General features: G+C 72.2%; 20 protein-coding genes. 13 read left to right on the top strand and 7 right to left on the bottom strand.

The window, feature by feature from the left end; genetic code table 11:
* The first annotated feature begins 39 nt into the window (after positions 1-39).
* The 5 genes from STRNI_RS10705 to STRNI_RS10685 all read left to right on the top strand — a co-directional run bounded on the left by STRNI_RS10705 (position 40) and on the right by STRNI_RS10685 (position 8685).
* On the top strand, positions 40-1593 hold the full coding sequence (locus STRNI_RS10705) for a 3' terminal RNA ribose 2'-O-methyltransferase Hen1 (RefSeq protein WP_277411082.1): 1554 nt from the start codon (positions 40-42) through the stop codon (positions 1591-1593).
* Entirely contained in the window at positions 1590-4379 is a 2790-nt protein-coding gene (locus STRNI_RS10700) for a polynucleotide kinase-phosphatase (protein ID WP_277411081.1), read from the top strand. The genes STRNI_RS10705 and STRNI_RS10700 overlap by 4 nt, the downstream gene beginning before the upstream one ends.
* A 151-nt stretch (positions 4380-4530) precedes the next feature.
* Positions 4531-5766, top strand: a complete 1236-nt coding sequence (locus STRNI_RS10695) for an arginine deiminase (RefSeq protein ID WP_018088821.1) — start codon at positions 4531-4533, stop codon at positions 5764-5766.
* A 134-nt stretch (positions 5767-5900) separates the two neighbouring features.
* A complete protein-coding gene (gene argF, locus STRNI_RS10690; protein ID WP_109893375.1) occupies positions 5901-6905 on the top strand; it encodes an ornithine carbamoyltransferase in 1005 nt (334 codons plus the stop codon).
* Between the two features lie 235 nt (positions 6906-7140).
* Positions 7141-8685 (top strand): amino acid permease, encoded by a 1545-nt coding sequence (locus tag STRNI_RS10685; RefSeq protein ID WP_277411080.1) that lies wholly within the window; start codon positions 7141-7143, stop codon positions 8683-8685.
* Here STRNI_RS10685 and STRNI_RS41615 read toward each other — a convergent pair.
* Positions 8648-9436, bottom strand: coding sequence for a hypothetical protein (locus STRNI_RS41615; RefSeq protein ID WP_381845808.1), 789 nt, complete (start codon positions 9434-9436; stop codon positions 8648-8650). The genes STRNI_RS10685 and STRNI_RS41615 overlap by 38 nt on opposite strands.
* Positions 9437-9726: 290 nt before the next feature.
* On the opposite strand from STRNI_RS41615, the gene STRNI_RS10670 reads away from it, so the two are divergent.
* On the top strand, positions 9727-10554 hold the full coding sequence (locus STRNI_RS10670; RefSeq protein ID WP_093643454.1) for an enoyl-CoA hydratase family protein: 828 nt from the start codon (positions 9727-9729) through the stop codon (positions 10552-10554).
* 2 nt (positions 10555-10556) lie between these two features.
* Positions 10557-12884, top strand: coding sequence for a bifunctional salicylyl-CoA 5-hydroxylase/oxidoreductase (locus tag STRNI_RS10665; protein ID WP_277413228.1), 2328 nt, complete (start codon positions 10557-10559; stop codon positions 12882-12884).
* 132 nt (positions 12885-13016) lie between these two features.
* Here the strand turns inward: STRNI_RS10665 and STRNI_RS10660 are convergent, their stop codons facing one another.
* Together STRNI_RS10660 and STRNI_RS10655 are read right to left on the bottom strand one after the other, a co-directional pair.
* Complete coding sequence (locus STRNI_RS10660; RefSeq protein WP_159485695.1) at positions 13017-13997, bottom strand: ScbA/BarX family gamma-butyrolactone biosynthesis protein; 981 nt, start codon at positions 13995-13997, stop codon at positions 13017-13019.
* Between the two features lie 142 nt (positions 13998-14139).
* Positions 14140-14736 carry a ScbR family autoregulator-binding transcription factor gene (locus tag STRNI_RS10655; protein WP_229838404.1) on the bottom strand — a complete coding sequence of 199 codons (597 nt, stop codon included), beginning with the start codon at positions 14734-14736 and terminating at the stop codon, positions 14140-14142.
* A 228-nt stretch (positions 14737-14964) separates the two neighbouring features.
* On the opposite strand from STRNI_RS10655, the gene STRNI_RS10650 reads away from it, so the two are divergent.
* Positions 14965-15990 (top strand): MDR family NADP-dependent oxidoreductase, encoded by a 1026-nt coding sequence (locus tag STRNI_RS10650; protein WP_018088829.1) that lies wholly within the window; start codon positions 14965-14967, stop codon positions 15988-15990.
* Between the two features lie 40 nt (positions 15991-16030).
* On the opposite strand, the gene STRNI_RS10645 is transcribed toward STRNI_RS10650, so the two are convergent.
* The gene (locus tag STRNI_RS10645) at positions 16031-16663 is read right to left on the bottom strand and encodes a TetR/AcrR family transcriptional regulator (RefSeq protein ID WP_018088830.1); all 633 of its coding nucleotides are present in this window, start codon (positions 16661-16663) and stop codon (positions 16031-16033) included.
* Between the two features lie 481 nt (positions 16664-17144).
* Here STRNI_RS10645 and STRNI_RS10640 point away from each other — a divergent pair, with 481 nt between their 5' ends.
* Positions 17145-17876 (top strand): HAD family hydrolase, encoded by a 732-nt coding sequence (locus STRNI_RS10640; protein WP_229838405.1) that lies wholly within the window; start codon positions 17145-17147, stop codon positions 17874-17876.
* A 19-nt stretch (positions 17877-17895) separates the two neighbouring features.
* On the opposite strand, the gene STRNI_RS10635 is transcribed toward STRNI_RS10640, so the two are convergent.
* On the bottom strand, positions 17896-18747 hold the full coding sequence (locus STRNI_RS10635; protein ID WP_018088832.1) for a PaaX family transcriptional regulator: 852 nt from the start codon (positions 18745-18747) through the stop codon (positions 17896-17898).
* Positions 18748-18751: 4 nt separating this feature from the next.
* Positions 18752-20359 (bottom strand): AMP-binding protein, encoded by a 1608-nt coding sequence (locus STRNI_RS10630; RefSeq protein WP_109893389.1) that lies wholly within the window; start codon positions 20357-20359, stop codon positions 18752-18754.
* 246 nt (positions 20360-20605) lie between these two features.
* Here STRNI_RS10630 and STRNI_RS10625 point away from each other — a divergent pair, with 246 nt between their 5' ends.
* On the top strand, positions 20606-21739 hold the full coding sequence (locus STRNI_RS10625; protein WP_159485687.1) for an acyl-CoA dehydrogenase family protein: 1134 nt from the start codon (positions 20606-20608) through the stop codon (positions 21737-21739).
* A 31-nt stretch (positions 21740-21770) separates the two neighbouring features.
* Here the strand turns inward: STRNI_RS10625 and STRNI_RS10620 are convergent, their stop codons facing one another.
* Positions 21771-22301, bottom strand: a complete 531-nt coding sequence (locus tag STRNI_RS10620) for a hypothetical protein (protein WP_162596974.1) — start codon at positions 22299-22301, stop codon at positions 21771-21773.
* Between the two features lie 217 nt (positions 22302-22518).
* On the opposite strand from STRNI_RS10620, the gene STRNI_RS10615 reads away from it, so the two are divergent.
* The 3 genes from STRNI_RS10615 (at position 22519) to STRNI_RS10605 (ending at position 25613) form a co-directional block, all read left to right on the top strand.
* Positions 22519-23319: a VOC family protein gene (locus STRNI_RS10615; RefSeq protein ID WP_274738498.1), complete on the top strand. Its 801-nt coding sequence runs from the start codon at positions 22519-22521 to the stop codon at positions 23317-23319.
* A gap of 172 nt (positions 23320-23491) precedes the next feature.
* Positions 23492-23899 (top strand): effector-associated constant component EACC1, encoded by a 408-nt coding sequence (locus tag STRNI_RS10610; RefSeq protein WP_277411079.1) that lies wholly within the window; start codon positions 23492-23494, stop codon positions 23897-23899.
* A 4-nt stretch (positions 23900-23903) separates the two neighbouring features.
* Positions 23904-25613, top strand: coding sequence for a caspase, EACC1-associated type (locus STRNI_RS10605; protein ID WP_277411078.1), 1710 nt, complete (start codon positions 23904-23906; stop codon positions 25611-25613).
* Positions 25614-25684 lie beyond the last annotated feature (71 nt).

Genomic DNA, 25684 nt, shown 5'->3' with positions numbered 1-25684 from the left:
CGGTGGGGATCGGGCTGTCTTGCGGCAATACTCGGACGGGTGTTCCTGACGATAACCACCACCGGCAGCGCCGACCGTCCCGCGACCGACCTCGGGTTCCTGCTGCACAAGCATCCCGACAAGGTGCAGCAGTTCTCGACGTCGCACGGCACCGCACACGTCCTCTATCCGGAGGCCGACGCACAACGGTGCACCGCGGCACTGCTGTTGGAGGTCGACCCCATCGCCCTGGTGCGCCGGAGCCGGGGCAAGGGCCGTGGCGGCGCACCGGATTCGGCGCTGGACCAGTATGTGAACGACCGCCCGTACGCGGCCTCCTCGCTGCTGGCGGTGGCGCTGCGGAGCGTCTTCGCGAGCGCGATGAAGGGGCAGTGCACGGCACGGCCCGAGCTGGTGGCGCAGGCGCTGCCGTTGCGCATCGAGGTGCCGGTGCTGCCCGCCCGGGGCGGTACGGAGCTGGTGGACAAGCTGTTCCGGCCGCTGGGCTGGACGGTGCGGGCCGAGCCGGTGCCGCTGGACGAGACGTTCCCGGAGTGGGGCGACTCGCGCTATGTGCGGCTCGTCCTGGAGGGGGAGTGCCGGCTCGCCGAGGCGCTGCGGCATCTGTATGTGCTGCTGCCGGTGCTGGACGACGCCAAGCACTACTGGGTCGCGCCCGACGAGGTCGACAAGCTGCTGCGGGCCGGCGAGGGCTGGCTCGAGGACCACCCGGAGCAGCGAGTGATCGTCGGCCGCTATCTCGCGCGGCGCGGGTCGCTGACGCGTCAGGCCATGGAGCGGCTGGCACTGGAGCGGCTGGCCGAGTCGGACGATGTGGCCGCCGAGGAGCTCGACAACGCCGTGGACGAGGAGGCGGACACCGAGGACAAGCCGGTGCCGCTCGCCGTCCGGCGGCGGGAGGCGATCCTCACGGTCCTGCGCTCGGCCGAGGCGGCGCGGGTGCTCGACCTGGGCTGCGGGCAGGGCCAGCTGGTCGGTGCGCTGCTCAAGGAAGGGCAGTTCACCGAGATCGTCGGCGTGGATGTGTCGATGCGGGCGCTGCACGAGGCGCGGCGCCGGCTGCGGCTGGAGCGGATGTCCGAGCGGCAGTCGGAGCGCGTACGGCTCGTACAGGGGTCGCTGGCGTACACCGACAGCCGGCTGAAGGGGTATGACGCGGCGGTGCTCAGCGAGGTCGTCGAGCATGTCGATCCGGCGCGGCTGCCGGCGCTGGAGTACGCGGTGTTCGGGGCGGCCAGGCCGCGCACGGTCGTGGTGACGACGCCGAACGTCGAGTACAACGTGCGCTGGGAGTCGCTGCCGGCCGGGCAGGTGCGGCATGCGGACCATCGCTTCGAGTGGACCCGGGAGGAGTTCCGGCAGTGGGCGCGCGGGGTCGCCGCACGGCACGGCTACGAGGTGAGCTTCGGCCCGGTGGGTCCGGACGACCCCGAGGTCGGCCCGCCCACCCAGCTCGCGCACTTCCGTATCACCGGTGACGGAAGTGGTAGGCCTGAAGACAGCGGGAGCGGCCGGGAAGGCCGGGGACCCGAAGGTGGCAGCAGCGCTGCGGACAGCGGCGCTTCGATGAGCGGGAAGGAGGTCGCGGCATGACGGACGACGCCCGTACGGGGTACGGCGAGGAGAACCAGCACCCGCACGAGAGCCGGCAGGAGAGCGGGAGCCGGCAGGGGAGCAGCACTCCTCAGGAGCACGCGGAGCGGCCGCAGGACCGGCCCGAGCGGGCGCCGCGCACGCTCGCCGTGCCCGACCTCTCGCTCGTGGTGCTGATCGGAGCCACCGGCTCCGGCAAATCCACCTTCGCCGCGCGGCACTTCCGGCCGACCGAGGTCCTCTCCTCCGACTTCTGCCGGGGGCTGGTCAGCGACGACGAGAACGACCAGAGCGCCAGCGGCGACGCCTTCGACGTACTGCACTTCATCACGGGCAAGCGGCTGGCCGCCGGGCGGCTGACGGTCGTGGACGCCACCAATGTGCAGTCCGAGGCGCGCGCCCAGCTGGTGCGGCTGGCACGGGAGCATGACGTCCTCCCGGTGGCGATCGTGCTGGACATGCCCGAGCAGGTCTGCGCCGCACGCAATGCGGCGCGCGCCGACCGGGCCGGGCTGCCCCGCCGGGTCATCCAGCGCCACCAGCGTGAACTCCGCCGTTCCCTGCGGCACTTGGAGCGGGAGGGTTTCCGCAAGGTGCATGTCCTGCGGGGCCCGGAGGAGGTGGAGTCCGCCGAGGTCGTCACGGAGCGGCGGTTCAACGATCTGCGCCATCTCACCGGCCCGTTCGACATCATCGGCGACATCCACGGCTGCCGTTCCGAGCTGGAGACCCTGCTCGGCAGGCTGGGCTATGGGCTGGTGCGCGACGCGCTCGGCCGGCCGGTGGACGCGGTACACCCCGAGGGCCGTACGGCGGTCTTCGTCGGTGACCTCGTCGACCGCGGGCCGGACAGCCCCGGAGTGCTGCGGCTGGTGATGGGCATGGTCGGGGCCGGGCATGCGCTGTGTGTGCCGGGCAACCACGAGAACAAGCTCGGCCGCTACCTCAAGGGCCGCAAGGTCCAGCACACCCATGGGCTCGCCGAGACCATCGAGCAGCTGGAGAAGGAGGACGCGGCCTTCCACACCGAGGTCGGGGCGTTCCTCCAGGGGCTGGTCAGCCACTACGTCCTGGACGGCGGCGGCCTGGTGGTGTGCCACGCCGGGCTGCCGGAGAAGTACCACGGCCGGACGTCGGGGCGGGTGCGTTCCTTCGCGCTGTACGGCGACACGACCGGCGAGACCGACGAGTTCGGCCTGCCGGTGCGCTATCCCTGGGCCGAGGACTACCGCGGCCGCGCCGCCGTCGTCTACGGCCACACCCCCACCCCGCGCGCCACCTGGCTCAACAACACCCTCTGCCTGGACACCGGCTGTGTCTTCGGCGGGGCGATGACCGCGCTGCGGTGGCCGGAGCGCGAGCTGGTGGACGTACCGGCGGAGCGGGTCTGGTACGAGCCCGCGAAACCGCTCGCGACGGAGGCACCCGGCGGGGCGGACGGCCGCCCGCTCGATCTGAACGATGTGGCCGGACGCCGGATCGTGGAGACCCGGTACATGGGCCGGCTCGCGGTCAAGGAGGAGAACGCCGCGGCCGCGCTGGAGGTGATGAGCCGCTTCGCGATCGACCCGCGGCTGCTGCCGTACCTCCCGCCGACGATGGCGCCCTGCGCGACCTCGGCGGAGGAGGGGTACTTGGAGCACCCCGCGGAGGCGTTCGCCGGCTACCGCGCCGACGGTGTACGGGAAGTGGTGTGCGAGGAGAAGCACATGGGGTCCCGTGCGGTCGTCCTGGTGTGCCGCGACGAGACCGTGGCCGGTGAACTCTTCGGTGTGCCCAAGGGGGTGTCGGGAGCCCTGTACACCCGCACCGGCCGGCCGTTCTTCGACGACCCGGAGGTGACCGAACGTCTTCTGCGGCGGGTCCGGGAATGCGCCGAGGAGGCCGGTCTGTGGGACGGGCTGGAGACCGGCTGGCTGCTGCTGGACGCCGAGTTGATGCCCTGGTCCCTGAAGGCGACCGGTCTGCTGCGCAAGCAGTACGCGGCCGTGGGCGCGGCGTCCGGGGCGGCGTTCCCGGGCGTGCTCGACGCGCTGGAGGCGGCGGCCGCCCGGGGCGTCGAGGTGTCGCCGCTGCTCGGCCGGCAGCAGGACCGGGCGGCGGACGCGGCGGCGTTCACGGAGGCGTACCGGCGCTACTGCTGGCGGGTCGGGGCGACGACGGACGCCGACGAGGCACCGCAGGAGCCGGACGGCGGCGCCGGGCTCGGTGAGCTGGACGGCATCCGGCTCGCGCCGTTCCAGATTCTCGCGGTCCAGGGCCGCAGCCTCGCCGGGCTGCCGCACACCGACCAGCTCGCCCTGCTCGACCGGCTGATCGCGGCCGAGGGTGCGGTGGCGGCCCGGGAGGCCGGGGGTGCCACGGACCGGCCGGGGCTGCTCGCCACGACCCGGCGGATCCTCGTCGACACCGAGGACGAGACCTCGGTCGCGGCCGGTATCGCCTGGTGGCAGGAGCTGACCGCCGACGGCGGCGAGGGCATGGTCGTCAAGCCGGTGCAGGCGCTGATCCGGCAGGCCGACGGACGGCTCGTCCAGCCGGGCGTCAAGTGCCGTGGCCGCGAGTACCTGCGGATCATCTACGGGCCGGAGTACACCCGCCCGGAGAACCTCCAGCGGCTGCGTGTCCGTCACCTGGGCCACAAGCGCTCGCTGGCCCTGCGGGAGTACGCGCTCGGCCTGGAGGCGCTGGACCGGCTGGCGGACGGCGAACCGCTGTGGCGGGTCCACGAGGCGGTCTTCGCGGTGCTCGCCCTGGAGTCGGAGCCGGTGGACCCACGGCTGTAGGCGCGTCCGGCGGGGAGGGGCGGACCATCCCCCTCCCCGTCCCGCCCGTGCCGCCCTGGAGGACCGCCGGCAGCCGGCCGGGCTCCGGTCCGACCGGACCGACATCGCCCGACTCCCTCCGCCGGGCCGTCCGAGCGGCCAAGATGGACGGATGGGATTCCAAGTCGACTCCGAGGCCGGGCGGCTGCGCCGGGTCATCCTGCACCGCCCCGATCTGGAGCTGAAGCGGCTCACGCCGTCCAACAAGGACGCCTTGCTCTTCGATGACGTGCTGTGGGTGCGCCGGGCGCGGGCCGAGCACGACGGGTTCGCGGATGTGCTCCGGGACCGGGGGGTGGAGGTGCACCTCTTCGGGGATCTGCTGGCCGAGAGCCTGCAGATCCCCGAGGCCCGGCAGCTCGTCCTCGACCGGGTCTTCGACGAGAAGGAATACGGGCCGCTGGCCACCGACCATCTGCGGGCGGCCTTCGACGAGCTGCCGGTGCCGGACCTCGTCGAGGCGCTGGTCGGCGGCATGACCAAGCGGGAGTTCCTGGAGCGGCATGCCGAGCCGATCTCGGTCCGCTTCCATGTGATGGATCTGGACGACTTCCTGCTGGGCCCGCTGCCCAACCACCTCTTCACCCGCGACACCTCCGCCTGGATCTACGACGGGGTGTCGATCAACTCGATGCGCTGGCCCGCCCGGCAGCGCGAGACCGTGCACTACGAGGCGATCTACCGCCACCATCCGCTCTTCCGCGGTGCGGGCTTCCACGTCTGGTCCGAGGGGCAGGCGGACTACCCCTCGACGATCGAGGGCGGCGACGTCCTGGTGCTGGGCAGTGGCGCGGTACTGATCGGGATGAGCGAGCGGACCACTCCACAGGCCGTCGAGCTGCTGGCGCGGGGGCTGTTCGCGGCGGGTTCGGCGCGCACGATCGTGGCGCTCGACATGCCCAAGCGCCGGGCGTTCATGCATCTGGACACCGTCATGACGATGATCGACGGCGATACCTTCACCCAGTACGAGGGCCTGGGGATGCTCCGCTCGTACACCATCGAGCCGGGCTCGGGCGATCAGGACCTCAAGGTCACCGACCATCCGCCGGAGCATATGCACCGCGCCATAGCGGCCTCGCTGGGCCTGTCGGACATCCGGGTGCTGACCGCGACGCAGGACGTGCACTCGGCCGAGCGTGAGCAGTGGGACGACGGCTGCAATGTGCTGGCGGTGGAGCCGGGCGTGGTGGTGGCGTACGAGCGGAACGTCACCACGAACACCTTCCTCCGCAAGCGCGGTATCGAGGTGATCACGATCCCGGGGAGCGAGCTGGGGCGCGGCCGCGGCGGACCGCGCTGTATGAGCTGTCCGGTGGCGAGGGACGCGGTGCCGGGGGCAGCCTGAGCGTGACCCGTACTCCGCCGGGGAGCAGGCGCCGGACCCGTACGGCAGCAGGCAGTCCGTATAGAGATACAGGTGTGCGTATATAATTCCAGGGTCCGAGTCCGTCCCGACCGCCGCGAACCAGGAGCCCACCCATGGCGATAGACCTCACGGGCCGCCACTTCCTCAAGGAGCTGGACTTCAGCGCCGAGGAATTCCGCCGACTGATCGACCTGGCGGCCGAGCTGAAAGCAGCCAAGCGCGCCGGCACCGAGGTCCCTCGCCTCCAGGGGAAGAACATCGCCCTGATCTTCGAGAAGACCTCGACCCGGACCCGCTGCTCCTTCGAGGTCGCGGCCGCGGACCAGGGTGCCTCCACCACCTACCTGGACCCGTCCGGCTCACAGATCGGGCACAAGGAGTCGGTGAAGGACACCGCCCGGGTCCTGGGCCGGATGTTCGACGGTATCGAGTTCCGCGGCAGCCGTCAGTCCGACGTCGAGGAGCTGGCAGCGTACGCCGGGGTGCCCGTCTTCAACGGACTGACCGACGACTGGCACCCGACCCAGATGCTCGCCGACGTGCTGACCATGGTCGAGCACGGCCGGGGCCGCCCCCTGACGGACACCGCCTTCGCCTACCTCGGCGACGCCCGCAACAACATGGGCAACTCCTACCTCGTCACCGGCGCCCTGCTCGGCATGGACGTACGGATCGTGGCGCCCCAGCAGCTGTGGCCCGAGAAGACGGTCATCGCCGAGGCGCAGCGGCTCGCCGAGGCCAGCGGCGCCCGCATCACGCTCACCGAGGACGTGGCCGAGGGCGTACGCGGTGCGGACTTCGTGACGACCGACGTCTGGGTCTCGATGGGCGAACCCAAGGAGGTCTGGGACGAGCGGATCGCGCTGCTCGCCCCGTACGCGGTCACGATGGACGTGCTGCGCGCCACCGGCAAGCCGGAGGTGAAGTTCCTGCACTGCCTGCCCGCGTACCACGACCTGGGCACGGCGGTCGGCCGGGAGATCCACGCCCGGCACGGGCTCTCGTCGCTGGAGGTCACCGACGAGGTCTTCGAGTCCGCGCACTCCGTCGTCTTCGACGAGGCGGAGAACCGGATGCACACGATCAAGGCGGTGCTGGTCGCGACGCTCGCCCGATAGGGCCGCCCACCGCCCGGGCGCGCACCGCACAAACAGCGCACTGCACAAACAGCGCACTGCACAAACAGCGCACTCATAAACAGGACACTGCATAGCCATACGCACAAATGGGCGATCATACGGTGCCAGCGGTTACCATCGAGCGCTCGCGGGGTTCGGACCCACCGGTCCGGACCCCGCTCTGTGTGCGGCCCACCCCCGCCGCGCGCACCGCACCACCAGAGAGAGAACCACCGTGCGCCCGCCCGTCTTCCGTCCGTCCGGACTGCGCATCAAGTCGCCCGATATCCTCGTCGCCGAATCCGGCGCGGATCTCGAAGGCAACGGCCTCAAGCGCAGCATGGGGCTCTTCCAGCTCATCTGCTTCGGGATCGGCGCCATCGTCGGCACCGGCATCTTCGTCGGCCTGTCCGACACCGTCGCCGAGGCCGGCCCCGCCGTCATCGTGTCCTTCGTCCTGGCGGCCGTCACCTGCGTCTTCACCGCCTTTTCCTTCGCGGAGCTGGGCGGCGCGATACCGGTCTCCGGCAGCGCGTACTCCTACGCCTACGCCACCCTCGGCGAGCGCATCGCCTTCCTCGTCGGCTGGTGCCTGCTGCTCGAATACGGCATCTCGGTCTCGGCGGTCGCCGTCGGCTGGGGCCAGTACCTCAACGAACTGCTCGGCAGCCTGACCGGCTGGCAGCTGCCCGCCGCGCTCTCCCAGCCGCCCGGCGACGGCGGCATCGTCAACATCCCGGCCGTCGTCGTGATGGTGCTCGCCGCGCTGCTGCTCGTCCGCGGCATCCGGGAGAGCGCCCGCGCGACCGCCGCGATGGCCGTGCTGAAGCTCGCGATCCTCGTCCTGTTCTGCGTGATCGGCTTCAGCGCCTTCCAGGCCGGCAACCTTTCGCCGTTCGCCCCGGAGAGCGTCGCCGGCATCACCTCCGGCGCCTCGCTCGCGTTCTTCTCGTACATCGGCTTCGACGCGATCACCACGGCCGGTGAGGAGGTCAGGGACCCGCGGCGGAACATCCCCATCGCGATCATGGTCTCCCTCGGAGTGGTCACCGTCCTGTACTGCCTGGTCGCGGTCTCCGCCATCGGCGCGCTCTCCGCCGACCAGGTCGCCGGCCGGCCCGCCGCGCTGTCGCTGATCGTCAACCACGTCACCCACTCGACGCTGGGCGGCGGGGTGATCGCATTCGGCGCCGTCGTGGCCATCGCCTCGGTCGTCCTCGCGGTCATGTACGGCCAGACCCGCATCCTGATGTCGATGTCGCGGGACGGACTGGTCCCGCGGATCTTCGAGCGGGTCTCGCCCCGGACGTCCACCCCGGTCGCCAACACCTGGATCGTCGCGGTCGTCTTCGCCGTGCCGGCCGCGGTCGTCCCGCTGGACGCGGTGATGAACCTGTCGACCATCGGGACGCTGGCGGTCATGGCGGTGGTCAACCTCAGTGTGATGGTGCTCCGCCGCACCCGCCCCGATCTGCCGCGCCGCTTCCGCGTCCCGCTCTTCCCGGTCAGCCCGGTGCTCGGCGTCGGCTTCTGCCTCTACCTGATGTACGGCACCGGCCCGGCGACCTGGCTCCAGTTCGCCGGGTTCCTGGTGGCCGGTGCGCTGCTCTACACGTGCTACGGGCGCCGTCGCTCGCGGCTCGGCGCGGCGTCGCAGGACCCGGCGCCGCAGGACCCGGCGCTGCAGGACCCGGCGTCGCAGGACCCGGCGGCCGGGGCCGACGAGGCCGGTGCGGCCACCGTCAGCGCCGGCGCGGGCGCCGCAGCTCGGGAAGGGTGAACCAGACGGCCTTGCCGCGCGGTGTCGGACGGCAGCCGGAGGCGGCGCTGAGGGACCGGATCAGCAGCAGACCACGGCCGTCGTGGCTTCCTCCGCAGCCCGGGGCGGCGGAGGGGGCGTCGACGCCGATCGCGGCACAGGCGTCGCCCGCGCCGTGGGAGTCGTCGCGGATCTCCGCATCGTTGGCGGTGTCGGCAAGAGCGTCGGTGTCGGCGTCGGTGTCGGTGTAGCCGTCGGGATCGGCACGCTCGTACCCGTCCTTCTGGCCGTCCGTGTCGTGCTCGTCGTCCGTGCCGTGCTCCTCGGGCCCGTCGGATTCCTCGCCGTGCCCGCCCTGCTGCCCGGTGTCCTTCGCGCGCTGCGTCGGGACATGGCCGTCGGCCGCTGAGGGGCCGTCCGCTGTGCGGACCGGCGGGGGACCGGCCGGTGCCAACGCCAGCACCGGGGCGTCCGGTTCCACGAGGGGGAGCGGGTCGCCGAGTCCCTCGACGAGCCGCGGACTGTCGTCGTGCACCTCGATCCGGCAGCCCGCCGGCCGCAGCTCCACCACCAGCTCGATGGGGTCGGCGCCGCGGGTGTGCTTGAGCACGTTGGTGACCAGCTCCGCGGTCAGCAGCTGTGCGGTGGTCCGGTCGGCCGTCGCCCGGAGGTCCTGCATGGCGGTCCGGACCATCGCACGGGCGATGGGCACCGCGGTCGCGCCGCGCGGCAGCGTGATGCGCCAGGTCGCAGGGGTGGGCGGTTCCAGCATGCGCGGTCGTCCGTTCACAAAGGGCCGGGTCGGAGGCCTGAGGCCGGATCGGATACCCCCACCGTAGAGAGCGCGGAGGCGGGGAATCAGGGGCGAGCGGCCGGGGGCCGGCATGACCTACGTCCTGCGGCGGCCGGGACCTTCGGCAGGGTCACCCCGACGGCCCCGACGGCCCCGACGGCAGAAGTCGTATCGCGTTCTCATGACGACAGTCATGAACGAGTGATAACTTCGAAGAGCATCCGGAACAGCATCCACCGGCCGACCGGCCAAAGGGGGCAGGCAGTCCGATGAGCCCGTTCGCAGGATCCGCCCGCAGTACAGAGACCTGGCAGCACATCCGAGTGACGAGGCAGGACGGGGTCGCCACCGTCACCCTGGCCCGCCCGGACAAGCTCAACGCGCTCACCTTCGAGGCCTACGCCGACCTCCGCGACCTGCTCGCGGAGCTGTCCCGGGAGCGTTCCGTACGCGCCCTGGTGCTCGCGGGGGAGGGGCGCGGGTTCTGCTCCGGCGGCGATGTCGAGGAGATCATCGGCGCCACCCTGGGCATGGACACCGCGCAGCTGCTGGACTTCAACCGGATGACCGGGCAGGTCGTCCGGGCGGTGCGGGAGTGTCCGTTCCCGGTGATCGCGGCGGTGCACGGGGTCGCGGCGGGGGCGGGCGCGGTGCTCGCGCTGGCCGCGGACTTCCGGGTCGCCGACCCGTCCGCCCGGTTCGCCTTCCTCTTCACCCGGGTCGGACTGTCCGGCGGCGACATGGGCGCGGCCTATCTGCTGCCCCGCGTCATCGGTCTCGGTCACGCCACCCGGCTGCTGATGCTCGGCGACACCGTCCGCGCGCCGGAGGCCGAACGTCTCGGTCTGATCAGCGAGTTGGCCGAGGAGGGCCGGGCCGACGAGGCGGCCGCGGCGCTCGCCCGGCGGCTCGCCGAGGGGCCCGCGATGGCGCACGCCCAGACCAAGGCGCTGCTCACCGCCGAGCTCGACATGCCACTGGCCGCCGCCGTGGAGATGGACGCCGCCACCCAGGCGCTGTTGATGAACAGCGACGACTACGCGGAGTTCCATGCCGCCTTCACCGAGAAGCGGGCCCCCAAGTGGCAGGGGAAATAGCCATGCGGGTCGCCGTCATCGGCGGCGGGCCGGGCGGGCTGTACGCCGCCGCCCTGCTCAAGCGCCTCGACCCCACCCGCGAGATCACCGTATGGGAGCGCAACGCACCCGATGACACCTTCGGCTTCGGCGTCGTGCTCTCCGACGAGACCCTCGGCGGCATCGAGCACGCCGACCCGGAGGTCTACCGCGCCCTCCAGGCGGAGTTCGTCCGCTGGGACGACATCGACATCGTCCACCGCGGCCGCACCCTGACCTCCGGCGGGCACGGCTTCGCGGCGCTCGGACGGCGCCGGCTGCTGGCCGTGCTCCACCGGCGCTGCCGCGACCTCGGCATCGAGCTGCGCTTTCGCACCGAAGCCCCGCCGGCCGCCGAACTGGCGCGCGCGTACGACCTGGTGATCGCCGCCGACGGGGTGCACAGCACGACCCGCACCGCGCATGCCGACGCCTTCCGCCCGCAGCTGACCACCCACCGCTGCCGCTACATCTGGCTCGCCGCCGACTTCGCCTTCGACGCCTTCCGCTTCGAGATCGCGGAGACCGAGCACGGCGTCGTACAGCTCCACGCCTACCCCTTCGCCCGTCCGGAGCCCGGTCACGATCCCGCGGCACCGTCCGCCGGGCCCGAGGGCTCCGCCGGCGCCAGCACGGTCATCGTCGAGATGCGCGAGGAGGTCTGGCGGTCGGCCGGACTCGACCGCTGCGACGAGCGCGAGTCGGCCGAATGGTGCGCCAAGGTCTTCACCGACGCCCTGCGCGGCCGGTCGCTGCGCGGCAACAACTCCAGCTGGACCGCCTTCCGCACGGTCGTCAACGACCGCTGGTCGCACGGCAATACGGTGCTGCTCGGCGATGCCGCGCACACCGCGCACTTCTCCATCGGCTCCGGCACCAAGCTCGCCGTCGAGGACGCCCTGGCGCTGGCGGCCTGTCTTGAGGAGCAGCCCGACACCGCCACCGCCCTGGCCGCCTACGAGGAGGAGCGCCGCCCCGTCGTCGCGTCCACCCAGCGTGCCGCCCGCGCCAGCCTCGCCTGGTTCGAGGAGCTGGCCACCTACCTCGACCAGCCGCCGCACCAGTTCGCCTTCAACCTCCTCACCCGCAGCCGCCGGGTCACCCATGACAATCTGCGGCTGCGCGACGCCGGATTCGTCACGGCCGTCGAGGACGAGGCGGGCACCCCGGCCGGCACACCGCCCATGTTCACGCCGTTCCGGCTGGGCGGGCTGACCCTGCGCAACCGGGTCATGGTCTCCCCGATGGACATGTACTCCGCCGCGGACGGCAACGGCACCCCCGGCGACTTCCACCTCGTCCACCTCGGCGCCCGCGCGATGGGCGGCGCCGGACTGGTGATGACGGAGATGGTGTGTGTCAGCCCCGAGGGGCGGATCACGCCCGGGTGTACGGGGCTGTACGCGCCGGAGCACGAGACGGCCTGGCGCCGGGTCACCGACTTCGTGCACACCTCCGCCCCCGGCACCGCCATCGGCGTCCAGCTCGGCCACTCCGGCCGCAAGGGCTCGACCCGGCTGATGTGGGACGGCATCGACCAGCCGCTCCCGCACGGCAACTGGCCCCTCGTGGCACCCTCCGCGCTGCCCTACCGCCCCGGCGTCAACCAGACCCCGCACGCCCTCGCCGAGTCCGAACTCACTCTCATCCGCGAGCAGTTCGTACGCGCGGCCACGTCCGCCGCCCGCGCCGGCTTCGATCTGCTCGAACTCCACTGCGCCCACGGCTATCTGCTCTCCGGATTCCTCTCACCGCTCACCAACCACCGCACCGACGCCTACGGCGGCGATCTCACCGGCCGGCTGCGCTTCCCGCTGGAGGTCTTCGACGCGGTCCGCGCCGTCTGGCCGGCCGGGCGCCCGATGACGGTCCGTATCTCCGCGACCGACTGGGCGGACGGCGGCACCACCGCGGCCGACGCGGTGGCGATGGCGGAGGCCTTCGCCGAGCACGGTGCCGATGCCATCGATGTGTCCACCGGCCAGGTGGTGCCCGACGAGCGTCCCGACTTCGGCCGCTCCTACCAGACCCCGTTCGCCGACCGCATCCGCAACACCCTCGGGGTGCCGGTCATCGCGGTCGGCGCCATCTCCTCCTGGGACGACGTCAACTCCCTGGTGCTGGCCGGGCGGGCGGACCTGTGCGCGCTGGCCCGACCGCATCTGTACGACCCGCACTGGACGCTGCACGCCGCCGCTGAGCAGGGGTACGCCGGGCCGGGCGCACCCTGGCCGCTGCCGTACCAGGCGGGCAGCCGCACTCCGCCCACCGGGCGCACGGATGCGCCGAAGCCCCGCCTCACGCTGCGGTGACGGGGAGGCACGGGCAGCGGGGCGGGGCCGTTACGGGGCCGGTCCGAAAGGGGACGTCGGCGGGCCGGTGCGGTCCGGCGGGGCAACTGTCAGGGGACCGGCGGGCCGGTGCGGCGGCCGGTCAGGGGCCGGTCAGGGTGTCGGCACGCTGGTGATCTGGGCCGACACGACCAGCTGGCCGTGCTGTTCGACGGTGACCTCGACCTGCCGGCGGTCGTCGTCGCCCCGGCCGGTGGTCCGCGCCTGAACCCAGGACGGCGCATCGAGTTCGGCGTACCGCGAGAAGGAGCACTCCAAGGAGACCGGCAGTGTGAAGCCGGGCGTCGTCGCCTGTGCGGCCTGCCGGGCGGCCTCGACCATCAGCATGCCGGGGGCGTGGTCCACGGGGTGGTCGAAGAGGACCGGGTGCGAGGTGTCCACCCGCAGCTGCCAGAGGTCGGGCCGGTCGGTGGGGGAGAGCACCACATCGCGGTCGTGTTCCCGGGCGACCAGCCGCGGGCTCACGGCCCCGGGCAGCGGCAGCGCCCGGGAGTTGGCGAGCGCCACATCGCTGTACTCGCCGCGCAGCCGACGGTAGACGGCCGGGCTGTGACAGGAGTAGTCGAGCGTCGCGGAGGCCAGCTCGGCGCCGTCACACACGATCCGGAACTCCTGGAGGGCACTGACCAGCCGCTTGCCGCGGAAGACCATGTCGTGGTCGGTGATGTGCAGTTCGACCTCGGCGGGCCGCTGCGCGGTGCGCAGCGCCTGCGGCGCGAGGTCGTAGCGGACCCGCTGCCAGATGATCGGGTGGTCGAGCGGAACCCGGTGCACGACATGGCTCAGTAATATGCCGGTCTGCCGCACCGTCTCTATCAGCAGGATCGGGTCGTGCAGCCCGTGGAGCGGACCGTAGAAGGTGTGGGCGCGCGGCCACTGGGCGCTGACCACCCAGCTGTCGGCCGCCGCGCCGCGCCGCCAGTTCGTCAGGAACACCTCGGAAACGGCCGTGCGGTGGACGTACTCGCGCGGCACGGTGGTGGTGAGCGCCGACGGTCGGTTTCCGTCGGCGGACCGGCCTTCGATCTTGTGGTGCTGATCGCGCAAGTACGGCGTGAGCGTGGCGCTGGCCATGGGTGGTTCCTTTCTGAGGTGCGGCTCTCAGCGCCCTGACGGGCTGAGGCTTGGTAACGGCCCGCCACTAAGATACGGACCATGTGGTTTGTTTTCCAGAGCCGAAAGAGCCGGCGGCTCTGCCAGGGCGGCGGCTCCGGTGTCAGACCGGGACCTTCACGCAGCGGCCGTGCGGATCCAGATGGCTCAGCGCTCCGGGCGACGCGAGCCCCGGAAGCGTGTGTTTCCACAGGGCCGTGACCCGCTCCGGGAGATCGGCGCGGTTGGTCGCGGCGCGGGAGAACAACTGCACGCCCATATAGGCCGCGACGAAGAACTCGGCCGCCCGGTCCGGCGCCACACCGGGCAGTAATTCCCCGTTGTCCCGGGCCTCGGTGAACATCGTGGTGATGATGTCGGTCCAGGCCTGGTACGGCACCAGCGGATCCTCGCTGAAGGTCGTCTCCACCGCGATCCGGGTGCCGGCCTGCAGCAACGGGTCGCTGCGCAGGGCCAGTGCCACCTGGTGGGTGAAGTCGATGGCGTCCTGCAGCCGGGACTCGCTGACCTGCGGCAGAAACGGATCGGTCTGCTCCGTTATGACCGCGCGGGCCAGTGCGTCCTTGGACGTGAAATGGAAGTACACCGCTCCTTTGGTGACCCCGGCGCGCTGGATGATCTCGGCCATCGTGGCGGCCTGGTACCCGCGGGTGCCGATGACATGAGCCGCTGCTTCGAGGACGGCGCGTCGGGTGCGCACTGCGCGTTCCTGCTTGACCACCGATCATCCTCCGTATGCTCTCTTGGAGTTGTTGTGCCTGAGTGCGACCCGCTGCCCGTGGCCGCGCAGTCTATTTCCGCATCATAAAGAAGCCAACCATGCGGTATTGAATTTGCGCCCGGTCCGGAGGCGGGCCCCGGCGGGTATGAACCGGCGCGGCCCTCCGGGGCGGCGCCATCGAGTGCTACGAGCGCGAGGAGCTGTCCGATGTCCCCCACCGTCGTTCCCGGCATACCTGCCCTGCACCGCGAGGTCCGGCTTGCCGCCCGGGCCGAAGGCGAGCTGACGGCACACCATTTCATGATCGCCGAGGTGCCGGTGCCGGAGCCGGAACCAGGGCAGGTGCTGGTACGCAACCGCGTCATGGCGGTGACCGCGGCGATGCGCACGCAGATGACCGGAATCCGTCTGCCCATGGCCTCATTCGTGCCGGGTCAGGCGCTGTGGGGCTCGGCGGTCGGCGAGGTGGTGGCGGCGCCCGGAGGCGGCTTCACACCCGGTGAACTGGTCCATCATCCCTACGGATGGCGGGAGTTCGCCGCGGTCGAGGAGTCGCGGGTACGGAGCCTCGCCGAGGATCCGCTGCCGACCCCGGCCGCGCATCTGTCGCAGGGGGCGACCGCCTGGGGTGCCTTGCGCCTGGCCGCCGAGGTCAGACCGGGGGACACCGTGTTCATCAGCGGCGCGGCGGGCGGCGTGGGCAGCATGGCCGGACAGCTCGCACGGCGGCTGGGCGCCGGGCGGGTCATCGGCAGCACCGGCTCGGAGCGCAAAGCCGCGCGGCTGCGCGCCGAGTTGGGCTACGACGACACGGTCGTGCGCGGCGCCGGGCCGATCGAGCGGCAGCTGCGGCGGGCGGCGCCGGACGGTATCGATGTGCTGCTGGACACCGTGGGCGGCGAGCAGCTCACCGCGGCGCTCGCGGTGGCCCGGGCCGACGCGCGGTTCGCACTGGTCGGCGCGCTCTCCAGCCAGTTGGGCGGCAGCGGCGCCATCGCCCCGGTGGAGCTCGACCCGGGGCTGATCATCATGCGGCGGGTGGCACTGCGCGGCTTCGGGCTGCATGCGCATCCGGATCTGCCGCAGGAGTGGACCAAGGAGTTCGGCCAGGGCCTGCGGGAGGGCTCGCTTGTCTTCCCGCACGCCCTTCTGAAGGGGATCCAGCAGGCACCGCGGGCGCTGAGTGAACTGACACAGGGGCGTCATATCGGGGCCGTGCTGGTCGAGTTGTGAGGCCGGGGCACGAGGGCCGGGGCGGGCCGGGAGCGCCGGGTCAGCCGGCCGCCGGGAGCTGCGCCGGAGTCGGCACCGCGGCCGGGATCCGGCCCGGTGCGGACGGCAGCAGCGCCCACAGGCCGACGATGGCTTCTTCGTCCCACCACGTCCCGTCCTCGCTGCCCAGATGCAGCAGACCCACCACGATCGAGGTCAACAGCTGGGCCGTGCGCCGCGGTTCGGTGTCCGAGGCATGCGGACCGGCCGGCCCGCCGGTACCGCAGGTCACCGCTTTGTCGAGAAACAGCGCATACCAGCGCTGCTCCAGGGCGTAGATACCGAGCCCCGGCGCGGTCTCCGGCCGCAGCCGCAGTCCGGCGCGCAGTACGGCGTCCGACTCCACCCGGCCGAACAGCTCGACGGTGAACTCCCGTACGGCGGTGGTCAGCGGCTGCGGGGAGCGAGTGAAGGCGTCCTCGAGCTCCTGGAGGGCCTCCAGCGCGGCGTCCCGCACCGCGAGCGTGAGGTCGTCCTTGGAGGTGAAGTGGAAGTAGAGCGCCCCTTTGCTCAGCCGGGCCCGCCGGCTGATCTCGACCATGCCCGCTGCGGGAACCCCCTTCTCCAGGAAGGTCTCTGCGGCCGAGCGGATGAGTGCCTGGCGGCTCTGGATGGCGCGATGCTGGGTGGGCACGGTGTCCGTCCCGTCTCTAGTACGGCTGCGAGCTCATTGCAGTCTACATAGAAAACCAACCATGCGGTTCGATATGCTTCAGGGGATTGGCCGGAACTGGTGGGCCCTGACGTGAAGGCGGCGATCAACCGCTTGTTCCGGCGCTCGGTGCCTCGCGGGGGGCATGTGCCCCCAGTCTGGCTCCGTCAGGGGATGTTGTCGACCCGTCAGGGCTGACGAGGATGCATTGACAAACAGCGCAGGCGGTTTTTAAATCTCCGAAGGCGGTAAACGGGACGTTCCCTTCCGTGGCACCGCCTCGACGGTTGCGTACCGCCTTGGACGGCGGTGCGCCATGGCGAGACCGCCGCTGCCGTTACCAGTCGTCGACCGCAGGCCGCCCCATCAGCCGAGCCAGCAACGCCACCAGAGCCCCTGCACCCCCCATCGCAATCCGGAAAGGTCTCCAGCCATGCGCGTAGCAACGGAAGTCGAACGTCCCGTGAGAGGTGTACGGGGCGCCGGAGGTGAGACGATCAGGGCCGCCGTCTTCGACCTGGACGGCACTCTCGCCAACACCCTCCCCGCGATCAGCAAACTGCTGATCAAGGTGGCCTCGGAGCAGGGATGTTCGGTGACCGCCCGACAGGCGGCCGCCGCCATCGGCAAGCCTCCCGGCCCCGCCTTCGGCCGGCTGCTGGGCAAGCCCGAGGACGACGGCCGGGTGCAGGCCGCCATCTCCCGCTACCGCGAACTGTTCGCCTACGAAGTGCTGTGCCTGGGGCCGCAGCTGCTCTTCCCCGGTGTGACCGCGGGGCTGTCCGCGCTGCGCGCCCATGGGGTCGAGCTGGCCGTCGCCACGTCCAAGACCACCCGCAGTGCGGAGGCGCTGCTCGATGTCATGGGCATCCGTGACCTGGTCGGCCCGGTCATCGGACAGGACATGGTCCGGCGCGGCAAACCGCATCCGGAGATGGTGCTGCGGGCGGCCGGCCGGCTCGGTGTCGCGGCCTGGCAGAGCGCGTATGTGGGGGACACCGTGGGGGACATGAGGATGGCGGTCACCGCGCGCATGGAGCCGGTCGCGGTGACCTACGGCGTCGGCACGTTCGGCGAGCTCGCCGCGGTCGCCGGCACCCGGATGTGCAGCTCCTTCAAGGACGTGGTCTCCGTGATCGCCGCCGCCCGGCCGCGCTCGGGCGTCACGGTGGGGGCCCAGCAGCGCCGTCGCTGAGGCCGGTGGGCGGGGGCCGCTACGCCCCGGTCATCGCCTCGTGCGCGTAACGGGCCCCGGCGGCCCGGAGCGTGGTGTGCAGTCGGCCGAACACCTCGGCCGCGCGGCCGCCCGGCCAGTCCTCGGGCAGGAGGGGAGAGGGCAGTCCGGGATCCGCGTAGGGCAGATGGCGCCAGGCGTCCAGCGCCAGCAGATAGTCGCGGTAGGCCGCTTCGGGGGGCACCGAGCGGCGCCGCGACCACCGCTGGAGGACCGGCTCCTGCTCGGCGAGGAAGGCGCGGTGCTGTGCGGCGACGGCGTCCAGGTCCCACCAGCGCGCGACCGCGTCGGCCGTGGGGGCGAAGCCGGCGTGCGTACCGGTGAACAGATCGACGTACGGGTCCAGTTGCAGCCGCTCCAGGGTGTGCCGGGTCTCCTCGTAGAGCTGCGCGGGGGCGATCCACACACCCGGCGCGGCGGTGCCGAAACCGAGCCGGGCCAGCCGGGAGCGCAGCAGATGCCGTTTGTGCCGCTCTTCCTCGGGGACGGAGAAGACGGCCAGCACCCAGCCGTCGGACAGCCGTGCGGCGGGCCGGCCGAAGATCCGCCGGTCGCCGTCCTCCAGCAGCTGGCGGGCCGCCTCGGACAGCCCGTACGCGGCCGCGCCGGAGGCCGTCCGCGCGGGGACCAGCAGCCCGCGCCGCTTGAGCCGGGAGACCGCGGAGCGCACCGACGGCGGATCGACCCCGAGCGCACCGAGCAGCCGGATCAGGGCGGCCACCGGCACCGGGGCGGCCGTTCCGCCCGGGGTGTCGGGGCCGCCGCGGCCGTAGGCGCCGTAGAACGTGACGATCAGGGACCGTGGGGTGCGCTGCGTTTGCTGGTCGTTCACCGGGTCACTCTAGATGGGGTCCCCGCAGCCGGAAGCGCTGGAGCTTGCCGGTCGGGGTGCGCGGCAGCGAGGTGTGGAAGACGATCTCGCGCGGGCATTTGTAGGGCGCGACGCGGGTCTTGGTGAAGGCGCGCAGCGCGGCGACGGTGTCGTCGCCCCGGGGGACGCCGGCCCGCAGCACGACATGGGCGACGACCACCTGCCCGCGGTCCTCGTCGGGCCGCCCGACCACCGCCGCCTCGGTCACGTCGGGGTGCCGCAGCAGCGCGTCCTCCACCTCGGGGCCCGCGATGTTGTAGCCGGCCGAGATGATCATGTCGTCCGCGCGGGCCACATAGCGGAAGTAGCCGTCGGGCTCGCGGACATAGGTGTCGCCGGTGATGTTCCAGCCGTCCCGTACGTACTCCGTCTGCCGGGTGTCCGCGAGATAGCGGCAGCCGGTCGGCCCGCGCACGGCCAGCAGCCCCGGTGCGCCGTCCGGGAGCGGCGCGCCGTCCGCGCCCACCACCCGCGCCTGGAAGCCCGGGACCGGCAGCCCCGTCATCCCGGGCCGGATCGCCTCGTCGGCGGCCGAGATGAAGATGTGCAGCAGTTCGGTGGCGCCGATGCCGTTGATGATCCGCAGACCGGTCGCCTCGTGCCAGGACTGCCAGGTCGCGGCGGGCAGATTCTCGCCGGCCGACACACACCGGCGCAGCGAGGAGACATCGTGCCCGGCGAGCTTGGGCAGCATCGCGCGATAGGCGGTCGGCGCGGTGAACAGCACCGAGATCCGGTGCGCCGCGATATCGCCGAGCAGCTGCTCCGGCCCGCCCCAGTCGGCGAGAAAGGCCGAGGCGCCCGCCCGCAGCGGGAAGATGACCAGTCCGCCGAGGCCGAAGGTGAAGCCGAGCGGCGGACTGCCGGCGAACACATCGTCCGGCTCCGGGCGCAGCACCTGCGCCGAGAAGGTGTCCGCGATGGCGAGCACATCGCGGTGGAAGTGCATACAGCCCTTGGGGCGGCCGGTGGTGCCCGAGGTGAAGGCGATCAGTGCGACATCGTCGGCGGAGGTCGCCACGGCCGGGTACGGCGCGCCGCCCGGCCGGGCGAGCTGCCGCAGATCGTCCGGACCGTCCCCGCCGTAGGTGGTGATCCGCAGCCCCGGGACCTCGGCCTTGGCGAGATCGTCGACGGCCCGTACCTCGCAGAGCGCATGCTGCACCTGCGCGATGGCGCAGATCGTGGCGAGCTCCTCGGGGCGCTGGGCGGCCAGCACCGTCACCGCGACCGCCCCCGCCTTCATCACGGCGAGCCAGCAGGCGGCCAGCCAGGGCGTGGTGGGGCCGCGCAGCAGGACGCGGTTGCCCGGCAGCACCCCCAGCCGGTCGGTGAGTGCGTGGGCGATGGCGTCCACCTGCGCGCGCAGCTGCCCGTACGTCCAGACCGGTCCGCTCGCGTCGCGGACCGCGGGCCGGTCGGCGCCGAGCCGCGCGATGGTGCCGTCCAGCAGCTCGGCGCCGCAGTTCAGCCGGTCGGGATAGCCCAGATCGGTGAGGTGCGGCCACTGCTCGGGGGGCGGCAGCCGGTCGCGCGCGAAGGTGTCGGTGTGGGCCGAGGACCGTAGCTCCATGACGGGTGCCCCCTAGGGCGTGTCCGGTGGGCCGGGGGTGGCCGACGGGCGGCCGACGGGTGGCCGACAGGCGGCCGGGAGAGGGATGGGGGACTGTGGAGGCCGGTGCGGAAACCGGTCGGGGACTGCTCGGTTGGCTGCTCGTTCTGCGGTCGAGGACTGCCGTTCGGATCCGTCGTCAGCGTAACGTGTTCGTGACGGCAGTCAACAGACCGCGATAGAGGACCGCTACCAGGGAGCCGCCTCGTGACCGTATTCGCGCTGGGACCGGACGAGCAGGAATGGTGCGCCGAACTGCGCGCGCTGACCGCCGAACGGCTGAGCCCGCTGGCGGAGAAGGGCGAGGAGGGCCGGGTCAACCGCCCGCTGGTCGCCGCCCTGGGCGAACTGGGCCTGCTGCGCCGTCTGTTCCCCGCCCAGGGCGCGCTGCGTGCCCTGGACCTGTGTCTGCTGCGGGAGTCCCTGGCCCAGGAGTGCACGGAGGCGGAGACCGCGCTGGCGCTGCAGGGCCTGGGCGCCTATCCGGTGGTGCAGTCCGGGACCGCGGCCCAGCGTGATCGCTGGCTTCCGGAGGTGGCCGCCGGCCGCGCGGTCGCGTCCTTCGCGCTGAGCGAGCCGGGCGCGGGCTCGGACGCCGCGGCGCTGTCGCTGGCCGCCGAGCCGGACGGCCCGGACGGCTGGCGGCTCACCGGCGAGAAGTGCTGGATCTCCAACGCCCCCGAGGCCGATTTCGCCACGGTCTTCGCCCGGACGGGCGGCGCGGCGGGTGCGCGCGGGGTCACCGCATTCCTCGTCCCCGCCGACCGTCCCGGCCTGACCGGCGCCCACCTGGACATGCTCAGCCCGCATCCGATCGGCACACTGGTGTTCGATGGCACGCCTGTGACCAGGGCGGACGTGCTGGGCGAGGTGGACGGCGGATTCGCCGTCGCGATGGCCACCCTGAATCTCTTCCGGCCGAGCGTCGGCGCCTTCGCGGTCGGTATGGCGCAGGCCGCGCTGGACGCGGCACTGACGCATGCGGGCGCGCGCACCGCGTTCGGCGGCCCCCTCAAGGACCTCCAGTCCGTCGGCCACCAGCTCGCCGAGATGGCCACCCGGGTCGAGTCCGCGCGCCTCCTGGTCTACGCGGCGGCCTCCGCGTACGACACCGGGGCCCCGGACCTCGCCCGCCGCTCGGCCATGGCCAAGCTGCTGGCGACCGAGACCGCCCAGTACGTCGTCGATGCCGCCGTGCAGATCCACGGCGCCCGCGCGCTGCGCCGTGGCCATCTGCTGGAGCACCTCTACCGCGAGGTCCGCGCGCCGCGCATCTACGAGGGCGCCACGGAGGTGCAGCGCTCGATCATCGCCAAGGAGCTCTACCGGGCGCGGCCTTGAACGCCGCGCCCGCGTGGGCCCGTTGGGCGCCTCAGATGTTCGACTTCCAGACCTGGCCCAGCTTGCACTTGCCGGACTTCGGTCCCTGGTCGTTGGGGTTCTTGATGAAGGTGCCGGAGACCGAGGCGGGCCGGGTCTGGCCGGCGGGCACACCGCTGACGGAGATCGACGCCGAGCCGAAGGTGGCGCCGGTCTCGTCGGTGAACTGGACGGTGCCGTTGTAGGACGCCGTGCTCCCGGAGTTCCCGTTGGTCACGCTCAGCTTGGCGCTGAGCGTGCCGGCCGCACTGTCGACCTGGCAGTCGGTGATGCGGATGTCCGACTCGGGCGGCGTGGTGGACCCGGCGGTCGGCGAGCCGCCCGTGGTGGTGCCGCTGCTGGTGGTGCTCCCGGAGCTGCTGTAGCCGCCGTCGCTGCTGCTGTAGCCGCCGCTGGAGCTGCTGGAGCTGCTGCTGGAGCTGTGGCTGCTGCCGCAGCCCCCGCCGTGCGAATGCCGGGCACCGGTCAGCGCGACGACCACCAGTGCGCATGCGGCGACAGCGCGGACATGGCGAAACTGCATAGCTATTTCTCCCCCGTGACGACGGCCGCCCCTGTGGACGGCCGCTGTGTGCGCGTACCCATACGCGCAACCGATTGGTGATGCGCTCGCCGGGTGTTCTTGACGAGCGCGCGTCAGGCTAGCAAGCGCGGGCGCGGACGCCGAATTCCGGCCGACGGGCGAGGGTCGTGGCCGGATGTCACGCTGACTGCAGAGAGGATCCGCGAAGGGAATCGCCATGATCACTACTGACTTCGTTCCCGGCTCCCCGTGCTGGCTCGATCTGGGCGCCCCGGATGTCGAGGTCGCAACGGCCTTCTACCGGGCCGTGTTCGGCTGGCAGGCCGAACCGCACAGCGGCCGGGACACGGGCGGATACACCCTCTTCCGGCTGGACGGCAAGGCCGTCGGCGCGGTCGGCCCGCTCACCGAGGACGGCGCCCGCTCCGCCTGGACGGTCTACTTCCACACCCCCGACGCGGATGCCACGGTCCGGGCGGTGGAGCGGGCGGGCGGAACGGTCCGCGTGGCGCCGGTGGTGGCCGGTGCGGACGACGGGCGGTTCGCCCAGCTCACGGACCCGCAGGGAGCGGAGTTCGCCGTCTGGGAACCGGCCTCCTACCCGGGCTTCGAGGCCGCGGACGGGACGGGCTCACTGGTCTGGACCGAGCTCTACACCACCGATCCGGCCGCCGCGCAGACCTTCTACAAGGCCGTTTTCGACTGGAGCACCCAGGACATGCCGCTCCCCGGCGGCGGTGGCACCTACACCCTGCTGACGCCCGCGGGCTGCGGCGAGGAGCGGATGCACGGCGGCCTCATGGGCGTCCCGGCGGATCTGCTCGGCCCCGGCGGGAAGCCGTACTGGCACCCGGTGTTCGGCTCCCGGGACTGCGACGCCACCGTCGGCCTGGCGACGGGCAACGGCGGCACCCTCTCGATGGGCCCGGAGACCGCCGACGGCGTCGGCCGCCTCGCCGTCTGCACGGACCCGTCGGGCGCGGAGTTCGTGGTGCTCACGCCGCAGGGCACGCTGTGAGCGACTCACCCTCGGCGTGACAACCGCCCGCTGTCCCGGGCGCCCCCGTCCGTCGCCCCGCCCCGCCCGGAGGCGCCGGGGGAGCGGGTGCGAAGCAGGTCATTCCCGTTTCCGGTCTGTTTGTCGCACCCCCCGCTTACACTGACTGCTCCAAGTCTGAGCAGGGGGCGGGATGAAGAACGGTGCCGGCAAGCTGACCCTCGATCTGGCAGGTGCGCCGGACACCGATGCGGAGGAACTCCGCTCGCTCGCCGAGCAGTTGCGTCGCGCGCTGCTGGAACTCGACGTCGAGGACGTGCAGTTCGCCCGCGGCGGCACAGCTGCCCCCGAGGGCGCCAAACCCGGCGAGACCATCGCGGCGGGAGTGCTCCTCGTCACCGCCGCCCCGTTGTTCGTCCGCCAGGTGCTCCAGCTGGTCGACACCTGGCTGCGCCACCGCCCGCTCCGCAGCGTAAGGGTGGAACTCGACGGTGACACCATCGAGTTGGGGCATGCCTCCGCCGAGGACCAGCGGCGTCTGATCGACGCGTTCGTGAGTGCGAGGGCCCGGCAGGCCGGCACCCCCTCGTCCGGGGAGTGAGCCGGTGCCCGGTTCCCCAGCCGGCCGCAGGGACGCACTGCTGATCGCCACCGGCGAGTACGAGAGCCCGGCGCTCACACCGCTGCGCTCGCCACGCCAGGACTGCGAGGGTCTGGCCGCCGTCCTCCGCGATCCCGGCATCGGAGGCTTCGCCGTCCAGCCGCTCGTGGACGCCAAGTCGTACGAGGTCAAGCGCGCACTGGAGCAGTTCTTCCGCAACCGCGGCCGGGAAGATCTGCTGCTGCTCCATCTGTCGTGCCACGGCCTCAAGGACGACGAGGGCCGCCTGTACTTCGCCACCCAGGACACCGACAAGGACTTACCGGCCTCCACCGCGGTCCCGGCCGCCTTCCTGCACGACCAAATGGCCCGCTGCCGGGCCCGGACCATCGTCGTGCTGCTCGACTGCTGCTACAGCGGTGCGTTCCTCCCCGGCGCGAAGGGCGACGACTACGTCCAGGTGAAGGAGGAGCTGGCCGGCCACGGCCGCGCCATCCTCACCGCGACCAACCGCACGGAGTACGCCTGGGAGGGCGACCATCTGGCGGCCGCCGCACCGCAGCCCTCCCGCTTCACCGGTGCGCTGATCGAGGGCCTGCGCAGCGGCGACGCGGACGCCGACCAGGACGGCCGGATCACGGTCACCGAGCTGTACGACTACGTCTACGAGTACCTGCACCACGCCGGCGCGCGCCAGCGCCCCCGGATGTGGGCCGATCTGGAGTACCGGGTCATCCTCGCCCGGACACCCGTCCGTACGGCCTCTGGGGCGCCCGCCGGGTCGGCCGCTCCCGATCCGGCCCCTGATCCGGCCCCCGCTCCCGCTCCCGAGGCTCCGTCACCGTCGGCGGAGAGCGCGCCCCGGAACACCCCCACCGCGGTCCGGGAGCAGACGGCGCCTCCGCAGCAAGGCATCTTCGCCCGGCTCAAGGACGCCTTCAACGGCGCGGACCCCGGCACCGGCCTCCCCTCCGTCCCGCGCCGGCTCGCCCGTCGTGGCCAGGACGCCCTGGTCCGGATGGAGTTCCCGCTGGCGGAGACGGCGCTGGGCACGGACAAGGACATCGAGATCGATACCGCGGCGGTCTGTGACCAGTGCCAGGGCGCGGGCGTCGCCGTGGGCACACCGGTATACCCCTGCCACTCCTGCTCCGGCCTCGGGACGTCCGGGCCGGGGCCGACGGGCGGCAACTCTCTCCAGTGCTCCGCCTGTGACGGGAGCGGGGTGCGCATTCCGTCACCGTGCGCCCCGTGCGCGGGCACCGGCCGGGTGCCCGTACGGCGGACACTCACCGTCCGGATCCCGGGAGGTGTCGACCACGGCACCCGCATCCAGTTCGCCGGGGAGAGCGAGGTGGGACCGGGCGGCGGCCCGCCCGGCGACCTCTACCTGGAGGTTATCGAACTCCCGCACCCGGAGCTGGCGCGCCAGGGCGACGACCTGCACCTGACCCGGCGCATCCCGCGCGCGCTCGCACGCAGCGGCGGCACGATCGAGGTGACCACGCTCGACGGCCCGAAGTCCGTCCGGATCCCCGCCGGGCTGCGCTCGGGACAGACGTTGCGGCTCGCCGCGCACGGCACGATGCATCTGCGCGAGGGCGGCCGCGGGGATCTGCTGCTCCATCTCGATGTTGACGAGGGCGGGGACGAGGGCGGGGACTGGGGCGGGGACGGGGACGGGGACGGGAACGAGTGCGTGGGCAGGGCCTGAGCCGCGAAGTGGCGGCTGCCATTAAGTAGTGGCTGTCGGTCCCGGCGGGGACATCGGCCCAGCGGCAAGGG

Origin of the sequence: Streptomyces nigrescens, from assembly GCF_027626975.1 — a bacterium.
GTDB lineage: Bacteria > Actinomycetota > Actinomycetes > Streptomycetales > Streptomycetaceae > Streptomyces > Streptomyces nigrescens.
Note: the sequence above shows the minus strand (reverse complement) of the source record. Positions and strands in the feature narration are given on the sequence as shown.

What these genes read in the sequence shown, in the direction of transcription:
- STRNI_RS10700 (WP_277411081.1), top strand. Translation starts at nt 1,590, where the DNA reads ATGACGGACGACGCCCGTACGGGGTACGGCGAGGAGAACCAGCACCCG.
- STRNI_RS10695 (WP_018088821.1), top strand. Translation starts at nt 4,531, where the DNA reads ATGGGATTCCAAGTCGACTCCGAGGCCGGGCGGCTGCGCCGGGTCATC.
- argF (WP_109893375.1), top strand. Translation starts at nt 5,901, where the DNA reads ATGGCGATAGACCTCACGGGCCGCCACTTCCTCAAGGAGCTGGACTTC.
- STRNI_RS41615 (WP_381845808.1), bottom strand. Translation starts at nt 9,436, where the DNA reads ATGCTGGAACCGCCCACCCCTGCGACCTGGCGCATCACGCTGCCGCGC.
- STRNI_RS10670 (WP_093643454.1), top strand. Translation starts at nt 9,727, where the DNA reads ATGAGCCCGTTCGCAGGATCCGCCCGCAGTACAGAGACCTGGCAGCAC.
- STRNI_RS10665 (WP_277413228.1), top strand. Translation starts at nt 10,557, where the DNA reads ATGCGGGTCGCCGTCATCGGCGGCGGGCCGGGCGGGCTGTACGCCGCC.
- STRNI_RS10660 (WP_159485695.1), bottom strand. Translation starts at nt 13,997, where the DNA reads ATGGCCAGCGCCACGCTCACGCCGTACTTGCGCGATCAGCACCACAAG.
- STRNI_RS10650 (WP_018088829.1), top strand. Translation starts at nt 14,965, where the DNA reads ATGTCCCCCACCGTCGTTCCCGGCATACCTGCCCTGCACCGCGAGGTC.
- STRNI_RS10630 (WP_109893389.1), bottom strand. Translation starts at nt 20,359, where the DNA reads ATGGAGCTACGGTCCTCGGCCCACACCGACACCTTCGCGCGCGACCGG.
- STRNI_RS10620 (WP_162596974.1), bottom strand. Translation starts at nt 22,301, where the DNA reads ATGCAGTTTCGCCATGTCCGCGCTGTCGCCGCATGCGCACTGGTGGTC.
- STRNI_RS10615 (WP_274738498.1), top strand. Translation starts at nt 22,519, where the DNA reads ATGATCACTACTGACTTCGTTCCCGGCTCCCCGTGCTGGCTCGATCTG.
- STRNI_RS10610 (WP_277411079.1), top strand. Translation starts at nt 23,492, where the DNA reads ATGAAGAACGGTGCCGGCAAGCTGACCCTCGATCTGGCAGGTGCGCCG.